This is a genomic window from Nostoc sp. (genome assembly GCF_036916975.1).
GTDB lineage: Bacteria > Cyanobacteriota > Cyanobacteriia > Cyanobacteriales > Nostocaceae > Nostoc.
Genome location: NZ_JBALFF010000062.1, coordinates 19,847 through 38,805 on the forward strand (window position 1 = coordinate 19,847; position 18,959 = coordinate 38,805).

General features: G+C 40.8%; 16 protein-coding genes. 8 read left to right on the forward strand and 8 right to left on the reverse strand.

What is annotated here, in order from left to right; all coding sequences use genetic code 11:
• Positions 1-117 precede the first annotated feature (117 nt).
• From V7K73_RS14980 to V7K73_RS14990, 3 genes are all read right to left on the reverse strand, one after another.
• Positions 118-465: a hypothetical protein gene (locus V7K73_RS14980; protein ID WP_334881217.1), complete on the reverse strand. Its 348-nt coding sequence runs from the start codon at positions 463-465 to the stop codon at positions 118-120.
• A 444-nt stretch (positions 466-909) separates the two neighbouring features.
• A complete protein-coding gene (locus V7K73_RS14985; protein ID WP_334881219.1) occupies positions 910-1,068 on the reverse strand; it encodes a hypothetical protein in 159 nt (52 codons plus the stop codon).
• Between the two features lie 23 nt (positions 1,069-1,091).
• Positions 1,092-2,192 carry a glutamate--cysteine ligase gene (locus V7K73_RS14990; protein WP_334881221.1) on the reverse strand — a complete coding sequence of 367 codons (1,101 nt, stop codon included), beginning with the start codon at positions 2,190-2,192 and terminating at the stop codon, positions 1,092-1,094.
• A gap of 451 nt (positions 2,193-2,643) precedes the next feature.
• On the opposite strand from V7K73_RS14990, the gene V7K73_RS14995 reads away from it, so the two are divergent.
• The 5 genes from V7K73_RS14995 (at position 2,644) to V7K73_RS15015 (ending at position 6,719) form a co-directional block, all read left to right on the forward strand.
• Entirely contained in the window at positions 2,644-3,318 is a 675-nt protein-coding gene (locus V7K73_RS14995; RefSeq protein WP_334881223.1) for a Mo-dependent nitrogenase C-terminal domain-containing protein, read from the forward strand.
• Between the two features lie 74 nt (positions 3,319-3,392).
• Positions 3,393-4,421 carry a GTPase ObgE gene (gene obgE, locus V7K73_RS15000; protein WP_334881225.1) on the forward strand — a complete coding sequence of 343 codons (1,029 nt, stop codon included), beginning with the start codon at positions 3,393-3,395 and terminating at the stop codon, positions 4,419-4,421.
• Between the two features lie 320 nt (positions 4,422-4,741).
• Positions 4,742-5,347, forward strand: a complete 606-nt coding sequence (locus V7K73_RS15005) for a vWA domain-containing protein (protein WP_334881227.1) — start codon at positions 4,742-4,744, stop codon at positions 5,345-5,347.
• Positions 5,348-5,693: 346 nt separating this feature from the next.
• Positions 5,694-6,299, forward strand: coding sequence for a vWA domain-containing protein (locus V7K73_RS15010; protein WP_334881229.1), 606 nt, complete (start codon positions 5,694-5,696; stop codon positions 6,297-6,299).
• Between the two features lie 27 nt (positions 6,300-6,326).
• Positions 6,327-6,719 (forward strand): salt stress protein, Slr1339 family, encoded by a 393-nt coding sequence (locus V7K73_RS15015; protein ID WP_334881231.1) that lies wholly within the window; start codon positions 6,327-6,329, stop codon positions 6,717-6,719.
• 105 nt (positions 6,720-6,824) lie between these two features.
• On the opposite strand, the gene V7K73_RS15020 is transcribed toward V7K73_RS15015, so the two are convergent.
• Together V7K73_RS15020 and V7K73_RS15025 are read right to left on the reverse strand one after the other, a co-directional pair.
• Positions 6,825-8,675, reverse strand: a complete 1,851-nt coding sequence (locus V7K73_RS15020; RefSeq protein WP_334881233.1) for a protein kinase domain-containing protein — start codon at positions 8,673-8,675, stop codon at positions 6,825-6,827.
• 820 nt (positions 8,676-9,495) lie between these two features.
• Positions 9,496-10,554 (reverse strand): hypothetical protein, encoded by a 1,059-nt coding sequence (locus tag V7K73_RS15025; RefSeq protein ID WP_334881235.1) that lies wholly within the window; start codon positions 10,552-10,554, stop codon positions 9,496-9,498.
• A 478-nt stretch (positions 10,555-11,032) separates the two neighbouring features.
• Between V7K73_RS15025 and V7K73_RS15030 the strand changes: the two genes are divergently transcribed.
• Both V7K73_RS15030 and V7K73_RS15035 read left to right on the forward strand, forming a co-directional pair.
• Positions 11,033-12,961: an alpha-amylase family glycosyl hydrolase gene (locus V7K73_RS15030; protein WP_334881237.1), complete on the forward strand. Its 1,929-nt coding sequence runs from the start codon at positions 11,033-11,035 to the stop codon at positions 12,959-12,961.
• A gap of 523 nt (positions 12,962-13,484) precedes the next feature.
• A complete protein-coding gene (locus V7K73_RS15035) occupies positions 13,485-14,159 on the forward strand; it encodes a hypothetical protein (protein WP_334881239.1) in 675 nt (224 codons plus the stop codon).
• A gap of 3 nt (positions 14,160-14,162) precedes the next feature.
• On the opposite strand, the gene crcB (V7K73_RS15040) is transcribed toward V7K73_RS15035, so the two are convergent.
• From crcB (V7K73_RS15040) to V7K73_RS15050, 3 genes are all read right to left on the reverse strand, one after another.
• On the reverse strand, positions 14,163-14,570 hold the full coding sequence (gene crcB, locus V7K73_RS15040; protein WP_334881241.1) for a fluoride efflux transporter CrcB: 408 nt from the start codon (positions 14,568-14,570) through the stop codon (positions 14,163-14,165).
• An 85-nt stretch (positions 14,571-14,655) separates the two neighbouring features.
• Positions 14,656-15,045 carry a fluoride efflux transporter CrcB gene (crcB, locus tag V7K73_RS15045; RefSeq protein ID WP_334881243.1) on the reverse strand — a complete coding sequence of 130 codons (390 nt, stop codon included), beginning with the start codon at positions 15,043-15,045 and terminating at the stop codon, positions 14,656-14,658.
• Between the two features lie 449 nt (positions 15,046-15,494).
• Positions 15,495-15,899, reverse strand: a complete 405-nt coding sequence (locus V7K73_RS15050) for a hypothetical protein (RefSeq protein WP_334881245.1) — start codon at positions 15,897-15,899, stop codon at positions 15,495-15,497.
• 179 nt (positions 15,900-16,078) lie between these two features.
• On the opposite strand from V7K73_RS15050, the gene ppsA reads away from it, so the two are divergent.
• On the forward strand, positions 16,079-18,577 hold the full coding sequence (ppsA, locus tag V7K73_RS15055) for a phosphoenolpyruvate synthase (protein ID WP_334881247.1): 2,499 nt from the start codon (positions 16,079-16,081) through the stop codon (positions 18,575-18,577).
• Positions 18,578-18,959 lie beyond the last annotated feature (382 nt).

Here is an 18,959-nt window from a genome sequence, read left to right on the forward strand (position 1 = left end):
GTGAACATATTTTTATAATTAAATTCTAGTCCTCTTAAGAGTACTAATTAGTAATGGGTGATTGCGTAAATGCAATCACCCATTACTAACGAAAAATTACCAGAACTATTAATTGAGTTACTTACCTGTAACTTTCTCTAACACCTTCTTTATATTTTCTTCGACAGATGTTGAAGCCTGTGAATTTTCTGGACGCTTCTGCTTGTCAATATCAGCAGCTCCCTGAACCTCATTAAGTCCTTCGTTAGTCTCTTTTTGAGTCTTTTTCAATCCTATTGGTGGCTCTTGACCAGCTTTGTCAGTTTTGGCCTGAATGTCAAGCAGTTGTGTAGTACCTTCAGTTGGTTCACTTTGGTAGCTATCGATCGCAAAAGCAGGAAAAGCACTAGATAACAATAGTAAGGCGCAAGTAAAAGCCACAACTAGGAAGCGTACTGGACTTAAGACAGAAGCAATAAATTTCATTTGAAATCCTCGATAACAGCTTTAACAATGCAGAACTTTGACTGAAATAGCGGCATATCGCACCTTACTTGGTAAAGAGCAATAATAAAAATAGCCAGCTAGGCTTCAATCAGAAAGTCCTTTATAAACGAACCTGACGAAGAAATTGTCAAAGAATTTCTGCATCGAACTAGTTAAGGGATAAAAAGCAAATACCACCTTAATTCTTTAGCAAAATCATTAGGTTTTTTATTGACAATCTTCTGTCAAGGTTCCCTGTTTTTACTTGTACTTTGAAAATACTAACCCCTGCATCAATCTCTAGTATGAAATTTACTATATCTTTAGTTGTAAATAAAATCAGTCTCTAGGTATATCGACTTAATATAGTTTTACCAAGTTAATGGCTCTACTATTATCTTAAGTTAGCTCGACTTTATCCAATCACTAGAAGGGAACATCTCACTATAACTGGAGTTGCCAGCGATGGAGCCTGCCAAATGTGCCATTTCGTAAAAAAGTGCGGTGAGGAAGTTGTACTGACCGTAGGTGTCTGAGTTTGTTGGGTACCGGGAAGCGGTGCTGCTGACGGTTTGGCTGAATTCGGTGGGGTTGATGAACCAAAAAAGAGAAAACCGCAATTTCTTCTAAACTTGATAAGTCTGCCTTATTACTTCTTCTATTGAACTTAGGCGATGGAACATTTCTATTAATTCATGGGTTCTTGTTTTTCGCTTCGCCAGCATTACTTTTAACGGCGTTAAATAATCAACATCTGGGTCATCTCCCAAAGCAACTTCGGCTGCTTGCAAGACTTTTGTCGCATTTCCAAAAATATCCTCGTTGTCAAACCCGGATTTTGCCGAAAGTTGGTGTAATGCTGCATCGGGTACAGTTTCTCTACCCAGCAAGGTTTCATCTAACACCAAACCTTTTAATAATGTCAGTAAAGCTGCATAGATTAAAAAGTTATCACAACTATCACAAGCCTTAAATTCAATGCGTCCCACTTCAGCTGGAATCCGAGCGATTTTTGTTAAGGAAGGTGTGCTATCAATTAGTTGTTCTTGTTTTTGAACAAAAACTAGGGCTGCTGGTCTTTTCCCTGTTCTCACAAATGTCCTTACTGATAGCCCATCCCACAAACCTCCTTTATAAAAAGGAGAACTATAACTAAAAGGGACGATATAAGGGCTATAATAAGTTAATTTTCTGCCAATATCAATCACATCTTCAGTAGACAAATTTGCCACTGAAATATTTAAATCAGGCCCATAAGACACCATGTGAATATTAGCAGTTTGTTCGTCAGGATAAGCCTGTAGCTCTTTAGTTTCGTAATCGTTTAATGGGGGATGAGGTTCAAAAACCGGATTATAGGGATTAAAACTGACTAAAACTGGTGAGAAACCAAAGTTAGCAGCAACCTCACGTAGTAAGTGAAAACTTTCTGATAATTCAGTAATAGCGCCTTGAATATCAGAATGTATAGTCGTTCTAATTTCAATACCTTTAACATGACAGTCTATCACCTTGTCGGAATCTGCAAATCTTTCAAATCCCTCAATGTACCATCTCTTCATCTTAATACCCGCATTCCCTATGCGTAGTTGGGGATAGTCGCTGGGGTATGTAGGTAGCTTTTCAATAATTTGATTTAAATCAGCAAAATGGGTGTGGGAAAAATCAGCAAATTTTCCTTCTTTGTTTAGAAAAGCGACTTCATGCTCAATGCCAAATAAAAACATTATGTATACCTTTATTGTGTAGGTGCGTAACCAGTTGTAGACGATAGTTCCTCATAAACAACAGTCTATCTAAGAAAAATTTGCAGTAATAATTTAATCAAATTGGTAAGCGATGTCTACGGTAGCCTGAAGCGGAAATGCTGTAATAATCTCAAATGATTTCGGGTCTAGTATGAATGATGCCGAGGTGAAATTTGGTTTTATTTATGAATACCTCCACACCACAGATTAAATCTCCCTTTTCAGTTTAAGTATAAAAAATTCTCAAGATTCCTCTCAGAGGGATTTTACCCCAAGACCGACTGTTGCGATTTGAAAATTTTTCTGGTTTATGTTTTGAGGTAGCGAAGCCTACGCGGTTTCTTGATTATTCTCTGCTGTCCCACTATCTTCATAATCACTGGGTAGTATAGCTTAGTAGTGACTCAGGAAAGCTTGAGACGTGATGTTTATGACAAGTACCGTTCAATCCCCCTACAGCAGCGAACAGATTGCCGCTTGGTTGCGTGGACTACTCACCATTGCTTGGGCAGATGGTAATTTTGACGAGCAAGAACAGGAATTAATTGCTACCATCACCAAAGATGAATTAGACCCCAAGATTCAATGCGACTCACTAGAGGTAATTACGCCACAAGAATTAGCCGCAGTTTTGGGTAAAGGTACACCAGCTGCGGAAAATTTTTTAAGGACAGGGATAATGGTAGCGATCGCAGATGGCACTTATTCTCCCAGCGAAGATCAGGTTTTGCATCAGTTCTGCCAAGCCTTAGAACAACCAGAGAATTTACTAGAAGCCCTTCGCCACACCCTAGAACACCCACAGCTTCCCCCCACTATCGCCAGCCCTGAGCTTACAAAGCGTCAAATTGATGCACTACGCCCCCTGCGCGACTGGCTGGATAGGCTAGATATCCAAGACCCAAGAGTAGCCCGTTTTTTGTGTAAAATGATTCCCTCTCAGTGTCCCTTTGAGCGGGATGTTACCCTATTTGGACACAAGATTGTCCACATACCGCCGATGTGTAAAATCAACCCGTTGTATGAGCAACTGGTGAGCTTACGTTTCCGCGCCCTCTGCTATCTGGTAGATAAATGCGGTGAAGATATTTCACCATATATTTAGTTAAAGTGAAGAGTGAGGAGTTATAATTTTTAACTCCTAATTCCTAACTCCTCACTTTTCACTATTATTTAAGTATGCAATTTATCGACCAAGCAAAAATTGAAGTTGAAGCTGGTAAAGGTGGCGATGGTATTGTCGCCTTCCGGCGGGAGAAATATGTGCCGACTGGTGGCCCCTCTGGTGGTAATGGGGGAAGAGGCGGTTCGGTATTTTTCGTTGCCGACGAAAACCTGCAAACCTTGCTGGACTTCAGATATAACCATCGCTTTCAGGCAGAAAAAGGCACTCGTGGTGGGCCAAATAACTGCACTGGAGCAGCAGGAAAGGATTTAATCATCGAAGTTCCCTGTGGTACGATTATTTATGATGCTGAAACTGCCGAATTGTTGGGTGATTTAACTGAGCCTAAGCAGAGTTTGCTGATTGCCCAAGGTGGTAAAGGCGGACTAGGAAATCAGCATTTCTTGAGTAACCGTAACCGCGCCCCAGAATACGCCCTCCCAGGATTACCAGGGGAAATAAAGCAGCTGCGCCTAGAGTTGAAACTTTTGGCAGAAGTAGGGATTATTGGCTTACCAAATGCTGGTAAATCTACTCTAATTTCATCTTTATCAGCAGCACGTCCAAAAATCGCAGACTACCCTTTTACTACCCTCATCCCAAATTTGGGTGTAGTACGGAAACCTACTGGCGATGGTACTGTTTTCGCCGACATTCCCGGATTAATTGAGGGAGCGGCTCACGGTGCAGGGTTGGGACACGATTTTTTACGTCATATCGAGCGCACGCGAGTGCTACTTCACCTAATTGATGCCACTAGCGATGATGTAGTTAGAGATTATAACACAATTAAGGAAGAATTGCAAGCTTATGGACGGGGTTTAGCAGAACGTCCGCAAATTTTGGCGCTGAACAAAATTGATGCAGTTGATCGGGAAACTGTCGATTTGGAGGCGTTAGCTATTCAACTAAATCATCTCTCATACGCGCCGGTTTTTGTGATTTCAGCAGTTACCCGCACCGGGTTAGAGCCGATGTTACAAGAAATTTGGGGAATTCTCGACCAAATGAAGGTTCCTCAAGAAATGGAGGTATTGAGATAATTCGTAATTCGTAATAGAGCCTCCGGCACGCTCCGCGGTTTTCATGCCCAAAGGGCTGTACGTAATTCGTAATTGCTACTTTCAAAAGGGAAGTAACTTTTAGCAGCAGAAATACTTTGTTAGGACTTACGCATTAGGAATGTAGGGGCAATTCATGAATTGCCCCTACGGGAAAGCAGGGCTTTCACTGGCTTGAAAGCGTAAGTCCTGTTTGTTTTGACTCACGGGATGAAAGCTGCCTCCCCTGCTCCCCCTTGCTTGCTGTATCGTCAAATTCCTAGACTAGACTAGAACCACAGGGCAACAATCATAGGAATATTATGATGAGCGATCGCGACTACACATTAATCATTGACAAAAGTGGTAGTATGTCCACACCCGATCAAGTGGGTGGTAGAAGTAGATGGGAGATAGCCCAAGAGTCTACTCTGGCTTTGGCAAGAAAGGCCGAACAGTTTGACCCCGATGGCATTACCGTGTACGTGTTTTCCGGTAGATTTAAACGCTATGATGATGTCACTTCTGCTAAAGTCGCACAAATATTTCTTGAAAATGACCCTTCTGGGACAACAAACTTAGCAGGTGTACTTCAGGATGCACTCAATAACTACTTTCAACGCAAAGCTGGCGGTAAAAGCAAGCCAAACGGAGAGACAATTTTAGTGATCACCGATGGTGAACCAGACGATCGCAAAGCTGTGTTTGAAGTGATAATTCATGCGACTCGCCAGATGGAACGTGATGAAGAATTAGGAATTTCGCTCGTTCAAGTGGGTTCAGATGCCCAAGCAACTAAGTTCCTCAAAGCTTTAGACGATCAGTTGCAAAGTGTCGGTGCTAAATTTGATATTTGTGACACGGTTACTTTAGACGACTTAGAAGAAATGAGCCTTGTAGATGTCTTGACGAACGCAATAACTGACTAATGTGTTGATCGCCCATAGTCCAGTAACCAATTTTAGATTTTAGATTTTAAATTTTGGATTGAAGGATTCAAAATTTAAATTTGGTTTCAGAGCGACTAATCTCAACTATGAAAAAATCTCAAATCGCAAATTTATTTCCCAATAGCCTATTTTTAGATTAAGTAAGTGGGCGCAAATAATCATCACTCGCTCGTAGTTGTGCTTTAGCGCTAAAGCGCAACTACGAGCCAAATATAGAGATTTTACTTTTCGTTACATAGTTTGGTTTTATCTTGCCTAGCTACTTAACGGTTAATCTAAAATCTAAAATCCAAAATTGATTGCCTTTTTATTGGAGAATTGAATAATGTTAGAAAATCGTGATTATACGTTGATTATCGACAAAAGCGGCAGCATGGCGACCAAAGACCAAAAGGGTGGTAGAACTAGATGGGTTGCAGCCCAGGAATCTACTTTAGCTTTAGCTAGTAAGTGTGAGCAATTTGACCCAGATGGCATCACTATTTATGTATTTTCTGGTAAATTTAAACGATACGAAAATGTAACATCTACTAAAGTAGTGCAAATTTTCCAAGAAAATGATCCTTCTGGTACAACTGACTTAGCGGGTGTGTTAAAACATGCAACTGATGATTACCTTCAACGCAAAGCAGCCGGTCAAACCAAGCCGAATGGTGAAACAATTTTAGTGGTGACTGATGGTGAACCGGACGATCGCAAAGCAGTAATGAAGGTAATTATTGAAGCTTCTCGCCGCATCGATCGAGATGAAGAACTAGCTATTTCCTTTATTCAAGTTGGTACAGATCAGCAAGCTACCCGCTTTCTCAAAGTCTTAGACGATGAACTCCAAAGTGCTGGTGCTAAGTTTGATATCTGCGACACCATTACTATGGAAGATATGGAAGATATGAGTCTATCGGAAGTGCTACTTAATGCCATTAATGACTAACTATACTATTTATTAGGAATTGCCAAAATGGATTCCATTGATAAGCTATTAGCTGAACTCCAAACTGAATACAAAGAAGTACAACCTCAACAGCAGTCAAAATCAGCCACAGCTAAATCGTTCATTCCATCATTGCCAAAGTCGTCATCTTTGATAGATAATATTTTGGCAGAAATTAAGGCTGATTTTGCCCAAGAGGATGCTGTTATTGAGTTAAAAAGACAGCAAGAATTAGAACAGGAAAGAATTCGACAAGAACAACTTAAAACCAAACAACTAGAGGCTTTGAAAGTGCAAGCAAAAAAATGGTTAGCCAAAGTAGATCCACTTTCTTCCGAAGGACTTTGGTTTGAAAGGTTTGCAGAAAGTTACCCCTCAAAATTAGAGGCTGCGATTGAATATTTAAGAAGTAATGATTGAAGAAGAATTCAGGATAGCTGAATTCACGAGCAAAGCCAAAGGCGCTCCGCCTCCGGTCAGAATCAATACTTCGGCTACGCTTTGAGGGCAATGTTTAGCAGGAAATTAACACTTTTTACCTGTAGATGGACTCACAAAATCATGTAGATTTTCATCCCAAATGCTAATGTAAATAAAATCACATTCTTGGCGGATAATCTGACCCTTGACGGAGCCATTATCAAAACTAAAATTATCAGATTGACGCTGTTGTACTTGTTTGAGTCCCTGCTGAATTTTTTCAGTGGCTTGCCCATTTAACATTCCATTTAAAGTAGTCTCCATTACCTGCGGGTCTACCGATTGGGCAAAAGATACCTCAGTTTGACGCAAAACTTTAGAATTACGATCAAATAAGTAGCCAAGGTCAATTTTATCTGGCACTAGTTTGTAAACGACAGCACGAGTCTTGCCCCATGAGCCTCTTAAATCTTGATTTGGTTTGCCGAGGGTGGCTTCTACAATGTTTCTTGGTGTACCTGTAGGGAATGCGGGAACGCTTTGGTTGCTGCTAGTGGCAGCTAATTTGCTGCGCGGCTTCTTCTGTGGCGTGGAAGGCATTTCTGGTGTGGGAACTGGGCTGGGATTGACCAAAGTAGGGATCGCCTCATTCTTTGGTTCTGGCTGTGGTGTGGATACTGCTACTGGTGCTGGAGTATCTGAAGTTACAGGCTCTTTTTCTGGCTGTGGTATCGATACAACTGGGGGATTAAAGGTGGGCAAAGGATTGGGAATTACTCGCCGTTTTGGTCGTGTGGTTGGTATAACTGGGACTGGAGAAGTTTGGGAAGAAACAGGCGGTTCGGTAGATGCAGGAGTGGGTAAAGATTCTGGCGATGGGGTGGAACTTGTGGCAATGGTTGTTTCTGGTTGTGGCTGACGAGTGAAGTTAGAAATTGCAACTGCACCAAGCAAGCCGCCTATCAGCAAACTACCAACAATCACAGCAGGTTTTTGCCAGTTTCCACCAGAAGACGGTGCGATTGCAGAATTTTTTGGCGGAGAATATAATGTCTGGGTTTGTCGAGTTAATGTAGTGGGAGGAAAACTAACTGTAGAAGTATTTGCCGCTAACTCAGGAGGTATATTACTAACAGACTGCAAAGCCTGTAGCATTTTACTAGCAGTGGTGTAGCGATCGCTTGTCATAGGTTTAATTGCTTGATTGACTACTGCTGCCAATTGAGAAGAGACATGAGGGGCGCGATCTTGCCAAAGTATTTCCCCAGTTTTAAGATCAGTTGGTAGTTCTTGCGGGTGTTTGCCAGTCAGCAGATAAACCGCCGTTAAGCCTAAACTATAGATATCAGTGGCGTAAACTGGACGGCCAACGGCTTGTTCGCTAGGCATATAACCAGGCGTACCAATGACAAGCGATCGCGTGGGGTATCCTGGAGAATTCACCACAGAACGGATTGTTTCTTTGACTGCACCAAAATCAATTAAAACTGGCTTGCCATCAACAGAACGGAGAATAATATTATCAGGCTTGATATCCCGGTGAATAATGCCTTTGCTGTGGACATAATCTAAAACCCAAAGCAGACTCAAGAGAATTTGCCGAACAGCTGTTTCACTCTCAAATCCTTTGGCTTCGACAATTTTTTTTAGGGTTTGGCCGTGAATCCATTCTTGGACAAGGTAAAATTGCCCGTTCTCAGAAAAGTAGGCGTAGAGTTTCGGAATTTGGTTACTACTTTCACCCAAATACTCTAAGGTTGCTGCTTCCCGTTCAAACCTTTGTTGGATAAGTTGGTAAGCTTGTGGATCATTATTAGTTATCGGCTTTAGTTGCTTGATTACACAGCGACGGCGAGAAGGCATGTGGACATCTTCTGCTAGAAAGGTTTCGCCAAACCCACCAGCGCCGATTACTTGGATAATTTGATAGCGATTGTTTAGCAGGGTTAAAGTCATGAAAAATCACAAGCGTAAACACCGGAGACATTTTGCCTCTGGGCTTGTCGTCAGACATCGCCCTTTCCAAATGTACATCAGATAAGTTCATGACTGAAATTTTGAACGCCATCCGTTCCTAATCGTAATTTAGGAAAATCTTCATTTAGATAGATTTATGTCGGGAACATTGCCCATTAGTGTAAGCTTCAGGCAAAAGTGATGTCTCGTAAGGAACTTCAGTTTTTTAGTAATAGCAAAAGTCTTCTGTTGATGACTAAACCTCATCTAAGTTGAGAACCGTAGTTTTTGCCCTCACCCTAAATCCCTCTCCCATATCTGGGAGAGGGACTTTGAAATTCTGGCTCCCCGAATCCCAATTTTGGGGGATAGGTTGGGGGATGAGGGCAAATCCTTTTCATCACCGAAGAACTACAGGTTTCAGGATAGACGCGGTTTAAATATACCAAAAATCTTTAGGAACGCGGATTTAATAAACTACAAAACCTCACCCCCAACCCCTCTTTGAACTCACAAAGAGGGGAGACTTTGACTTTTGTCAAAGGCGGAGTGAGGCAGGGCTATTTCATTCTCATCTAGCCCGCCTCAGAATAAATTCTGAGTCTAATAGCGAAAGTCGTCTAAAGACGACTGAAAAAAGGTTATAGTCCGTTTTAACGGACTTTAGCTAAAAGCCAAAGAACTTCAGTTCTGGGCGGTTTATATCTAGAATGAAATAGCCCTGGGGGTGAGGTTAAACATCATATTTGGATGTTATTTAATTCACATTACTTAATCTACTGAAGTAGACTTGAGCCAACATTTTCTAACCCTTTATGCGCTAACTAAACTCTATAGTCTCAACAAACTCTAAAATACTCTCCTTGATATCTTCAGCTTCTTCTTCAAGAGAATCGGGAATTTCGCCGTTAATAAAGCTGTGCTGACTACTAACTATATACAAAAATTCACCCTTGATAAAGGTAAGCAGCCCCCGGTAAGCGTCTAATCTGATCGCAGTTCCATTATTTTCTTGCTTAGAAATCGTCGAACCTTTGGGCATATCGATTAATACATAGTAAGCGCCTCGCAAAGTGTCTGCCAGATATTCGGTATACTCCACAGAAGCATCTGGTACATTGACAAAAATCGCTTGGGGTACATACTTATCTACTAAAATTGTCTGCAAATATTCTTCTTGTCCAACAGACTCCAGTTCCTCTAACTGTTCCAGGGGGAAAGGATAATAATCGATTCTCAGCAGAGTACCCATGTCATCGGAAAAGCCAACGACTCCTTCTTGACTTTGAATTCTACCGCCCTGCTGGGGATCAACCGGAATCGGCACAGAAAAATTACTTAAAGGAGATTGATATGTCTGTTCACTAAAATCTTCGATGACTACTGTCTCATCTTCATCTTCATCTTCATCGTCTGTATATTCTTCTTCTGCTTCTTTAAAGGCTGCAATTACCTCCTTGATGATTTCCTCTGCTTCTTCATCCTCAAGTTCTAAGGCTGCTTGTAGCTTTTTGAGGTAGGGTTGTTTCGATTTTGGGATGGCGAGTTCATCGTCTAAAAGCACTATCACCCCAGCAGCAAAACCATCCAGCACTAATTCATCTGAGAGAGATACCTTGGCGACATTAAACAAAGGCCCAATTCCCTCTTCTTCTGCAATCGAGATCAGCCTATCAACAATTTCTGTGATTTCATCTTCCGAATATTCCTCGAAAACCTCGAATTCCCAGAGGATACCCGCTAAACTTTCTGCATCGACATCTTCAATCAATGAATCAGCGATCGCAGTCACAGTTGCGATCGCCGCCACCGCTTCCTCTGGACTTAGCGATTCCTCTGATGTCTTTGGTGAGTTAAAAACCTTGTCATATTTGGTCATAAATGCTACCTAAATTAATTCTTTGATAGTAATAACAGATTGAAAGTGACAATGGTCAGTTTACCAATAGAGCGAATTTTCTAGAGAAAAAGTTGGCTAATAGGTGGTTTACTCAGTATCGATAAGGTGTAAAAAAATATTGTTGGCAGCTAATCTCCAAGGAGTTAAGGTTTTCTAAAATCTGTTGTCGAATATACACTTAAATACTATTTAGGCTCAATATTTACCACAACTCAACTTAATTAAATATTGTAAATTTTTGTTATCAGGTAATTACCGTTAATAAGTGCTATAGTTGTTAATTTTTATCCTCTAGCAGATGAATTATATCTATCGATAGAATTATAAACTAGCTAACGATAGATACCTACACCGTGGGCAGGATGTCACAATACAAAAGTTTGTAGCGACAGACAATACTCGAAACGTTGTAGTGTTGGTCTACAAGTATGAATTACATTAAATTTTGAGTTCTTTTATGGTACAAACTCCTCCATCTCAGTTTTCACCAGATCAATATAAGGTTGATTCTGCACAAGAAAAAGTACAAGCTATTATAGAAACACCACCATCAGATACTGAGATTGACTTAGAGTTTCTTTACACCAGAGATATTGAATTTCGTCAGGAAACAATTTACTTTCTTGTGGTCGATCGCTTTTATGATGGCGATCCAGATAACAGCGAAGGTGCAAACTCAGAACTGTACGATCCAAATAGACAAGATTGGGGTAAGTACTGGGGTGGCGACTTGCAAGGTGTCATCGATAAATTAGATTATCTCAAAAACATGGGAGTGACAGCCCTTTGGTTAACTCCACTGTTTGAGCAGGTTGAAGAGTTATTTGTTGGCAATGCAGCCCTACATGGCTATTGGACAAAAGACTTTAAGCGGCTCAATCCTCGCTACATTGCTGATGGAGAAAATCCTTCTTTAAACGCTACCCAAGAAGAAAAAAATACGACCTTTGATCGGTTAGTTACAGAACTGCACAAGCGCAATATGAAGCTGGTGCTAGATATTGTCTGCAACCATAGCAGCCCTGACACTAGCGGTAGTAAAGGTGAATTGTATGACGATGGAGTAAAAATTGCTGACTTCAATGATGATGTCAATAATTGGTATCACCACTACGGCGAAGTGCAAAACTGGGAAGACGATTGGCAAGTACAGAACTGTGAATTATCTGGTCTAGCAACCTTCAATGAAAACAATACCGAATATCGTCAATATATCAAATCAGCCATTAAACAATGGCTAGACCGGGGTGTAGATGCACTGCGGGTGGATACTGTCAAGCACATGCCGATCTGGTTTTGGCAAGAATTCACTGGCGATATGAGCAATCATAAACCAGATGTATTCATATTTGGTGAATGGATTTACAGTAATCCTACTGACGATCGCTCAGTGGAATTTGTTAACCACTCAGGCATGACACTGCTAGACTTTGGGTTGTGCGTGGCAATTCGAGCCGCACTGGGACAAGGTTCAGAAATGGGCTTCCAGACAATTCAATACATTTTTGACCAAGATTATCGCTATAACGGGGCAGCAGAGCTAGTTACCTTCATCGATAATCATGATATGTGCCGCTTTCAATCGCTGAACCCCGATCCAGCTATGTTGAAGGTTGCGATCGCCTTAATTATGACCTGTCGCGGTATTCCCTGCATCTATTACGGCACAGAACAATATCTGCATGACGACACCGATGGCGGTAACGATCCGTATAACCGCCCAATGATGCAAAATTGGGATACTGAGAGTGAGGTTTATCGTTGCGTCAGGCTGCTATCTGGCTTACGGCGACTGAATCCAGCCGTGTCAATGGGTAGCCACTGGCAAAAATACTTAACAGCAGATATATACTGTTATGTACGCCGTTATCGTGACTCTCTGTGTTTTGTAGCTTTAAACCGGGGAGCAGAAGTTACTCTAGCAGAAGTAGAAACAGAATTGCCCGATGGAGAACATACTTGCGTGGTGACTCGCAATAAGTATGAGGTGAAAGACGGCAAGATTTATGATCTGGTACTACAAGAACGGGGAGTCCTGGTTTTTAGCCACGTTGGCGAACGAATAAAAGCACAGACAATTGTCCGCGTGCAACTCAATGGCGTGGATACCCAACCCGGTGAAATCATTGTGGTGACAGGAGATTGCCCAGAGTTGGGTAACTGGGATATCAGCAAAGCCTATCCTTTAGAGTACATCAACTCGAATACTTGGTCTGCTGAGATTCCCTTTGACGAGAGTACTGGTAAGCTAATTGCTTATAAATATGCCATGTGGCGGGAAGGGCGATCGCCTCTGCGCGAAAATCTCGTTAACCGCCGCTGGGTAATTGCCAAAGAAGGCACTGTAAAATGGCGTGATACCTGGGCATCAGGAAGAGAATCGTAGAAAGGATGAAGGATGAAAAGGCAAAATTTTCATCCTTCACTCTTTTTCACTCGGGAAGAGAATCGGAGAAATTTCAGATACTCAGCCGCTACACTTCTATCTATGCAATACTCTGATTTCTATTTCTAAATATTTTAGGACTTACGCAAAAAGCAGTGAAAGCCTTGATTTCCCGTAGGGGCAATTCATGAATTGCCCCTACATTTCGTACTTGATGCGTAATTCCTATACTTCTTCAATATATTTTAGTTTACAGTGATCTGGATCACACCACTTTGTGAGTAAAAATAGCTAATATCAAGCAGATAATCACCCAAAAGCTGTTAAAAACAGGGGTAAAAGGCTCTACCTTTTATAAGATAAAAGAATAGATGATAGCTTTGCGATCGCTAAACTCACAAGTTTTTAATACTTACCAACCAAGTCATCTAAAAAAATGAGAAAAAGGTAAATGGTAATGTTCGACCTATTACTGAAAAATCAATTAAGTGCTCCAAAAAAAAGAAAATTTAAAAAGGAAATTTTGGCACGGGTTCAAGGTCGAAATCCCGAAGCTTTAAATGACGAAATAGAATTTTATAAAACAGAATTGCTTCCCTATTTTATCAAGTTGAGCCAACAAAATCCTGTTTTTAGTGTTACGGAGCAATTACGGCTTTTAGTGGGTGTTTGGACACCAATCTGGTCTACCATCTCGTTTCATGAAAGTTTACCGCAAAGAATACAAGAGCAGTCTTTCCAAATTTTCCAGCATGATGGTTACTGTGCTAGTGTAGCTCGCTATATAATGGGAAAAGAGCCGTCTGGATCACCGGATTTTAAATCAAGATTACCAGCTTATGATTTCATGGTAATCCAAAAATATGGCGTTCAAAATGGTAAATGGTATCTTCACAACATTGATAGATTTCAGGCTTTTACAAATAGAGAAATTCCTCTAACTTTAGAATCAGTCTACAACTGGTTTACTCATGTAGTTAACACTAAAGTTAACCTAAATGGCTCAACAAGGGTTTTACCTAAAGCTCTCAATTTAGAAAATATACAGATAAATCATGCTAATGGATTTCAAAAAACATCCTTAGCAACTTCTCAAGTGTTTGAGCATTTATATATAGATAATGACTGGCGACTTGTGAAAACTCAAACAGATGCCTCACATCTACCTAGTTACACAATTGCTTTGAGGAGGCAATAAGGTTTAACCTCGTTGATTGCTTGCTCTTGCCAATAAAACACCGATTTGGATACCAATCATTCCGGCGATCGCACTGCCAACAAAATAAATTAACAGCATTATAATATCGCCCTTATCTAAGAAATTTTTTGATTCCAAGCAATAAGTTGAAAAAGTAGTGTATGCACCGCAAAAACCTGTTGTCGTCATCAAGCGAAGTTCAGGCGAAATGATGCGAATATTCTCGGTTACTAGAGTCAAAATATAAGCAATCACTAAACAGCCAGTCACGTTAATAAAGAATGTGCCATAAAAGCCAAAATCTTTTCCAAAAATAGCTTTTGCAAATTCGGTTAGATAAAAACGACTCAACGCTCCAAAAATTGCCCCGATCGCAATAGCTAGGGGATAACGTCCTCTCAAAAGATTCATTGTTGTTTACCTAATAAATGTGTATGATTTTTCCCTCTGCGTCTGGAGCGGTTTTTTAATCATTCAAATGCTACCGGATTTGATATTACTTCACAAAAAGCTTGGCGATCGCTACTCCTAAAATCACCGCTCCCAAACCGAGAATTGCACTCCCTCCCCAATAAAAGACTGTCGCAGTCTTTTGTTTGCTACGCCATAGGGTTAGAGTATCAAAGCCATAGGTTGAAAATGTGGTGTAAGAACCTAAAAATCCCGTTCTAATCAGTAAATCCAATTCCTTGGGATAGCCTGTAATTCCTTTAGAAATTGTGAAAAAGAAACCCATCGCTAAACATCCAGTCAAATTAATCATAAATGTTCCATAGGGAAATTTTGTCCCTAATTTAGCTTTTGTCCATTCTGTGATGTAAAACCGAGATAACGCTCCAGGAACTGCACCTATCGCAATTGAGAGAATATTAGTTAAGTCTGCCACAAGTTTTAAACCTTATCTAAGTTGAGAACCGTAGTTTTTGCCCTCACCCTAAATCCCTCTCCCACATCTTTGAGAGGGACTTTGAAAACGTCACATTTTAGAATGAAATAGCCCTGCCTAAATCCCTCTCCCAAATCTGGGAGAGGGACTTTGAAATTCTGGCTCTCTGCGATCGCTTTTGGAATTGTCTTGCATATAATTTTTGGAAAGTCTCAGTTAAAAAATGTTGGAGTAGATTATACAACACAAGATATGAATTTGGCAATAAATATATGTAACAATTGCCAGTCAAACCAATACATAAAACCCAAAAATTTAGGAGGTTAGCGTAAATATTTGTGTTGGGATAAAGCAGGAGGCAGAAAGCACAATGGAAGAGAGTTTTAGCCTAGTGCATCAATATTTTACCTAGTTTAGTTTCATTGTGCCGACTTATTTAGAAGCGATCGCTATTTCGGTTTGGCAATACGCGCTTCAATATCTTCCAATGTTTGTAACAATAGACGACTTGCCTGCAATTGCCAACCCCATTTCTGAATTCTAAAAGCTGATACAGTTCCTACTATAGCTGCTAACAAACATACAGGTTGATTTAAAGAAATTCCGAATAACAAACCTAATCCAGCAATTCCCCAAAATGGTAAGGCTGCTGCTTGTCTTTGTTCTTCCACAATTTGAGTAATCATATTAGAAGATTGCTTAGTAGCGAGTAATGCCTCTTTGACTTGTCGCTGTTCGGGTGCGGATACTGACAAACCTATTTTGCGCCGTAGTTTTTCAATTTTGCGGGCATCAGTGCTGTACTCAGTTAGCTCATCTTCAGCCATTTTTAACAGTCGTTCTAGTTGCGCCATTGTGCATTGCATCCAATATTACAATACAGCCATTATCTCGAATAATTGTTATTTATAGACTATATGGTATTTAATTGCACAATCCCAAATCAAGCCAGTGCAAAATATAAAATTGAATATAGGAAAAATATACTAGCGGTTACGCACTAACAAACTGAGTATAAACTTAAAAGGTAATTATGGTTACAGTATCTAAAAGCACATTATCTCAATCTTCCCAAGAGCGATCGCTCATTTTGTGGTTTGATGAAGTTGGTATTGCTGATATCCCGGTAGTTGGTGGTAAAAATGCCTCACTGGGGGAAATGATTCAACAGCTAACGCCCAAAGGTATTAACGTTCCCACAGGATTCGCCACTACAGCTTACGCTTATCGTTATTTTATTGAATCAGCCGATTTAGAAGCAAAGCTACGCAAACTCTTTGCTGACTTGGATGTTGAAGATGTGAAAAATTTACGAGAACGGGGAAAAAAAGCGCGATCGCTATTAATCCACACCCCATTTCCTGTAGAATTGCGAGAGGCGATCGCTATAGCATACCAGAATCTTTGTGAACAATACAACGCAGAGACAGATGTTGCAGTCCGTTCTAGCGCCACCGCCGAAGACCTTCCAGATGCTAGTTTTGCTGGACAACAGGAAACTTACCTCAACGTTGTCGGCGTTGAAGGAGTTTTAGCAGCTTGTCATAAATGCTTTGCTTCCATATTTACCGATCGCGCTATTTCTTATCGCCACACCAAGGGATTTGATCACTTTAGCATTGCTCTGGCTGTGGGTGTACAAAAAATGGTGCGCTCTGACTTAGCAACCTCTGGGGTGATGTTCTCGATTGATACAGAAACCGGATTTAAGGATGCTGCACTGATTACAGCCGCCTACGGTTTAGGTGAAAATGTTGTTCAAGGGTCTGTAAATCCTGATGAATATTATGTTTTTAAACCAACTTTAAAAGCTGGTTTCCGCCCAATTATTGATAAAAAATTGGGCAGTAAAGAACTGAAAATGATTTATGATGACGGCTCCAAATTTACGAAAAATGTATCTGTTTCGCCCAGCGAAAGAGGTAAATTTGCCCTGAGCGATCAAGAGATTTTACAACTAGCAACTTGGGCGTGTTTAATTGAAGACCATTATTCCCAAATCCACGGTAGTTTTACTCCAATGGATATCGAGTGGGCAAAAGATGGAATTACAAATCAACTTTTTATTGTGCAAGCGCGTCCTGAAACTGTGCAGTCGCAGAAGACGGGAAATGTGTTACGGAGTTATCGGTTGGTATTGGGGAATAGGGAATGGGGAATAGGGAATGGGGAAAATTCCCAATCTTCACTCCCTTCAGCGCAATCTCCAATTCCTCTTGTTACGGGAAGTGCGATTGGAGAAGCTATTAGTCAAGGGAAAGCACGCCTAATTTTAGATGTTCAGAAACTCGAACAGTTTCAAGTTGGGGAAGTTTTGGTGACAGAGAGAACTGACCCCGATTGGGAACCAATTATGAAACGCGCCAGTGCAATTGTCACCAATTCTGGGGGTAGGACATGTCATGCAGCAATTATTGCGCGAGAATTAGGTGTACCTGCGATCGTCGGATGCGGCAATGCTACAAAAATTTTAAAGCCTGGTCAAGAGGTAACAATTTCTTGTGCTGAAGGGGAAGAGGGAAAAGTTTATCCAGGCTTATTACCTTTTGAAGTCGAAGAAGTTCCTTTAGAGAATTTACCCCAGACCCGGACTCAAATTTTAATGAATGTGGGTAATCCCCAAGAGGCATTGAGTTTATCAGCAATTCCCAACGATGGAGTCGGTTTAGCACGAACAGAATTTATTATTGCTAACAAAATTCAAATTCATCCAATGGCATTGATTCACTATGAATTGTTAAAAGATGAATTTGTCAAAGCTAAAATTGCTGAAATTACTGCATTTTACGCCGATAAAACCCAGTATTTTGTAGATAAATTAGCCCAAGGCATAGGTAGAATTGCGGCGGCATTTTATCCCAAACCAGTGATTGTGCGAATGTCAGATTTCAAAAGTAATGAATATGCCAATTTGTTAGGTGGGCGACAGTTTGAACCCCATGAAGAAAACCCCATGCTGGGTTGGCGGGGGGCGGCACGTTATTATGATGAAGGCTACAGAGAAGCTTTTGCCCTAGAATGTCATGCCATCAGGCGGGTACGAGAAGAAATGGGTTTGACAAATGTGATTCCGATGATTCCCTTTTGTCGTACTCCCGATGAAGGGCGATTGGTTTTAGCAGAGATGGCAAAAAATGGTTTAAAGCAGGGTGTTAACGACTTGCAGGTTTATGTAATGTGCGAGTTACCCAGTAATGTTATTCTGGCTGAGGAATTTGCTGAGGTATTTGATGGCTTCTCGATTGGTTCTAATGATTTAACTCAGCTGACATTGGGGATAGATAGGGATTCAGCGTTAGTAGCGAGGTTGTTTGATGAACGCAGTCCAGCTGTAAAACGAATGGTAAAAATGGCCATAGAAGCGGCGAAAAAATGCGATCGCAAAATCGGCATTTGTGGTCAAGCACCCAGTGACTATCCAGAATTTGCTCAGTTTTTAGTTGAACAAGGAATTGACTCAATTAGTCTCAATCCAGATTCGGTTTTAAAGACAATGCTGGAAGTAGCAAAAGTCGAGAGTGCTAATTCGTAATTCGTAATACTCGCCTCTCAGGGCTATTTCATTCTATTTTTACGGCAGTTTTTACGAATCTTTTTCAGAAAAATAAGAGGATATAAGTTGAGAACCGTAGTTTTTGCCCTCACCCTAAATCCCTCTCCCATATATGGGAGAGGGACTTTGAAATTCTCGATAGGAGTGTGGTAACACGAAAAAGCAGGAGAGGAAAAAGAGTTATTGAGCAATAATTCTCTCCCCCCCTGCTGAATAACCTAAAAAACATCTAATTTGCATAACCCTTATTAAACAGAACTCTTGTGGCGTGGGCCAAAAAGCCCGCCCAGCTTATGCAATTTAAATGTGGAACAGCTTATCTGTTCACCTCAACTGTTAACTTTCTTATACCAATTCTGTA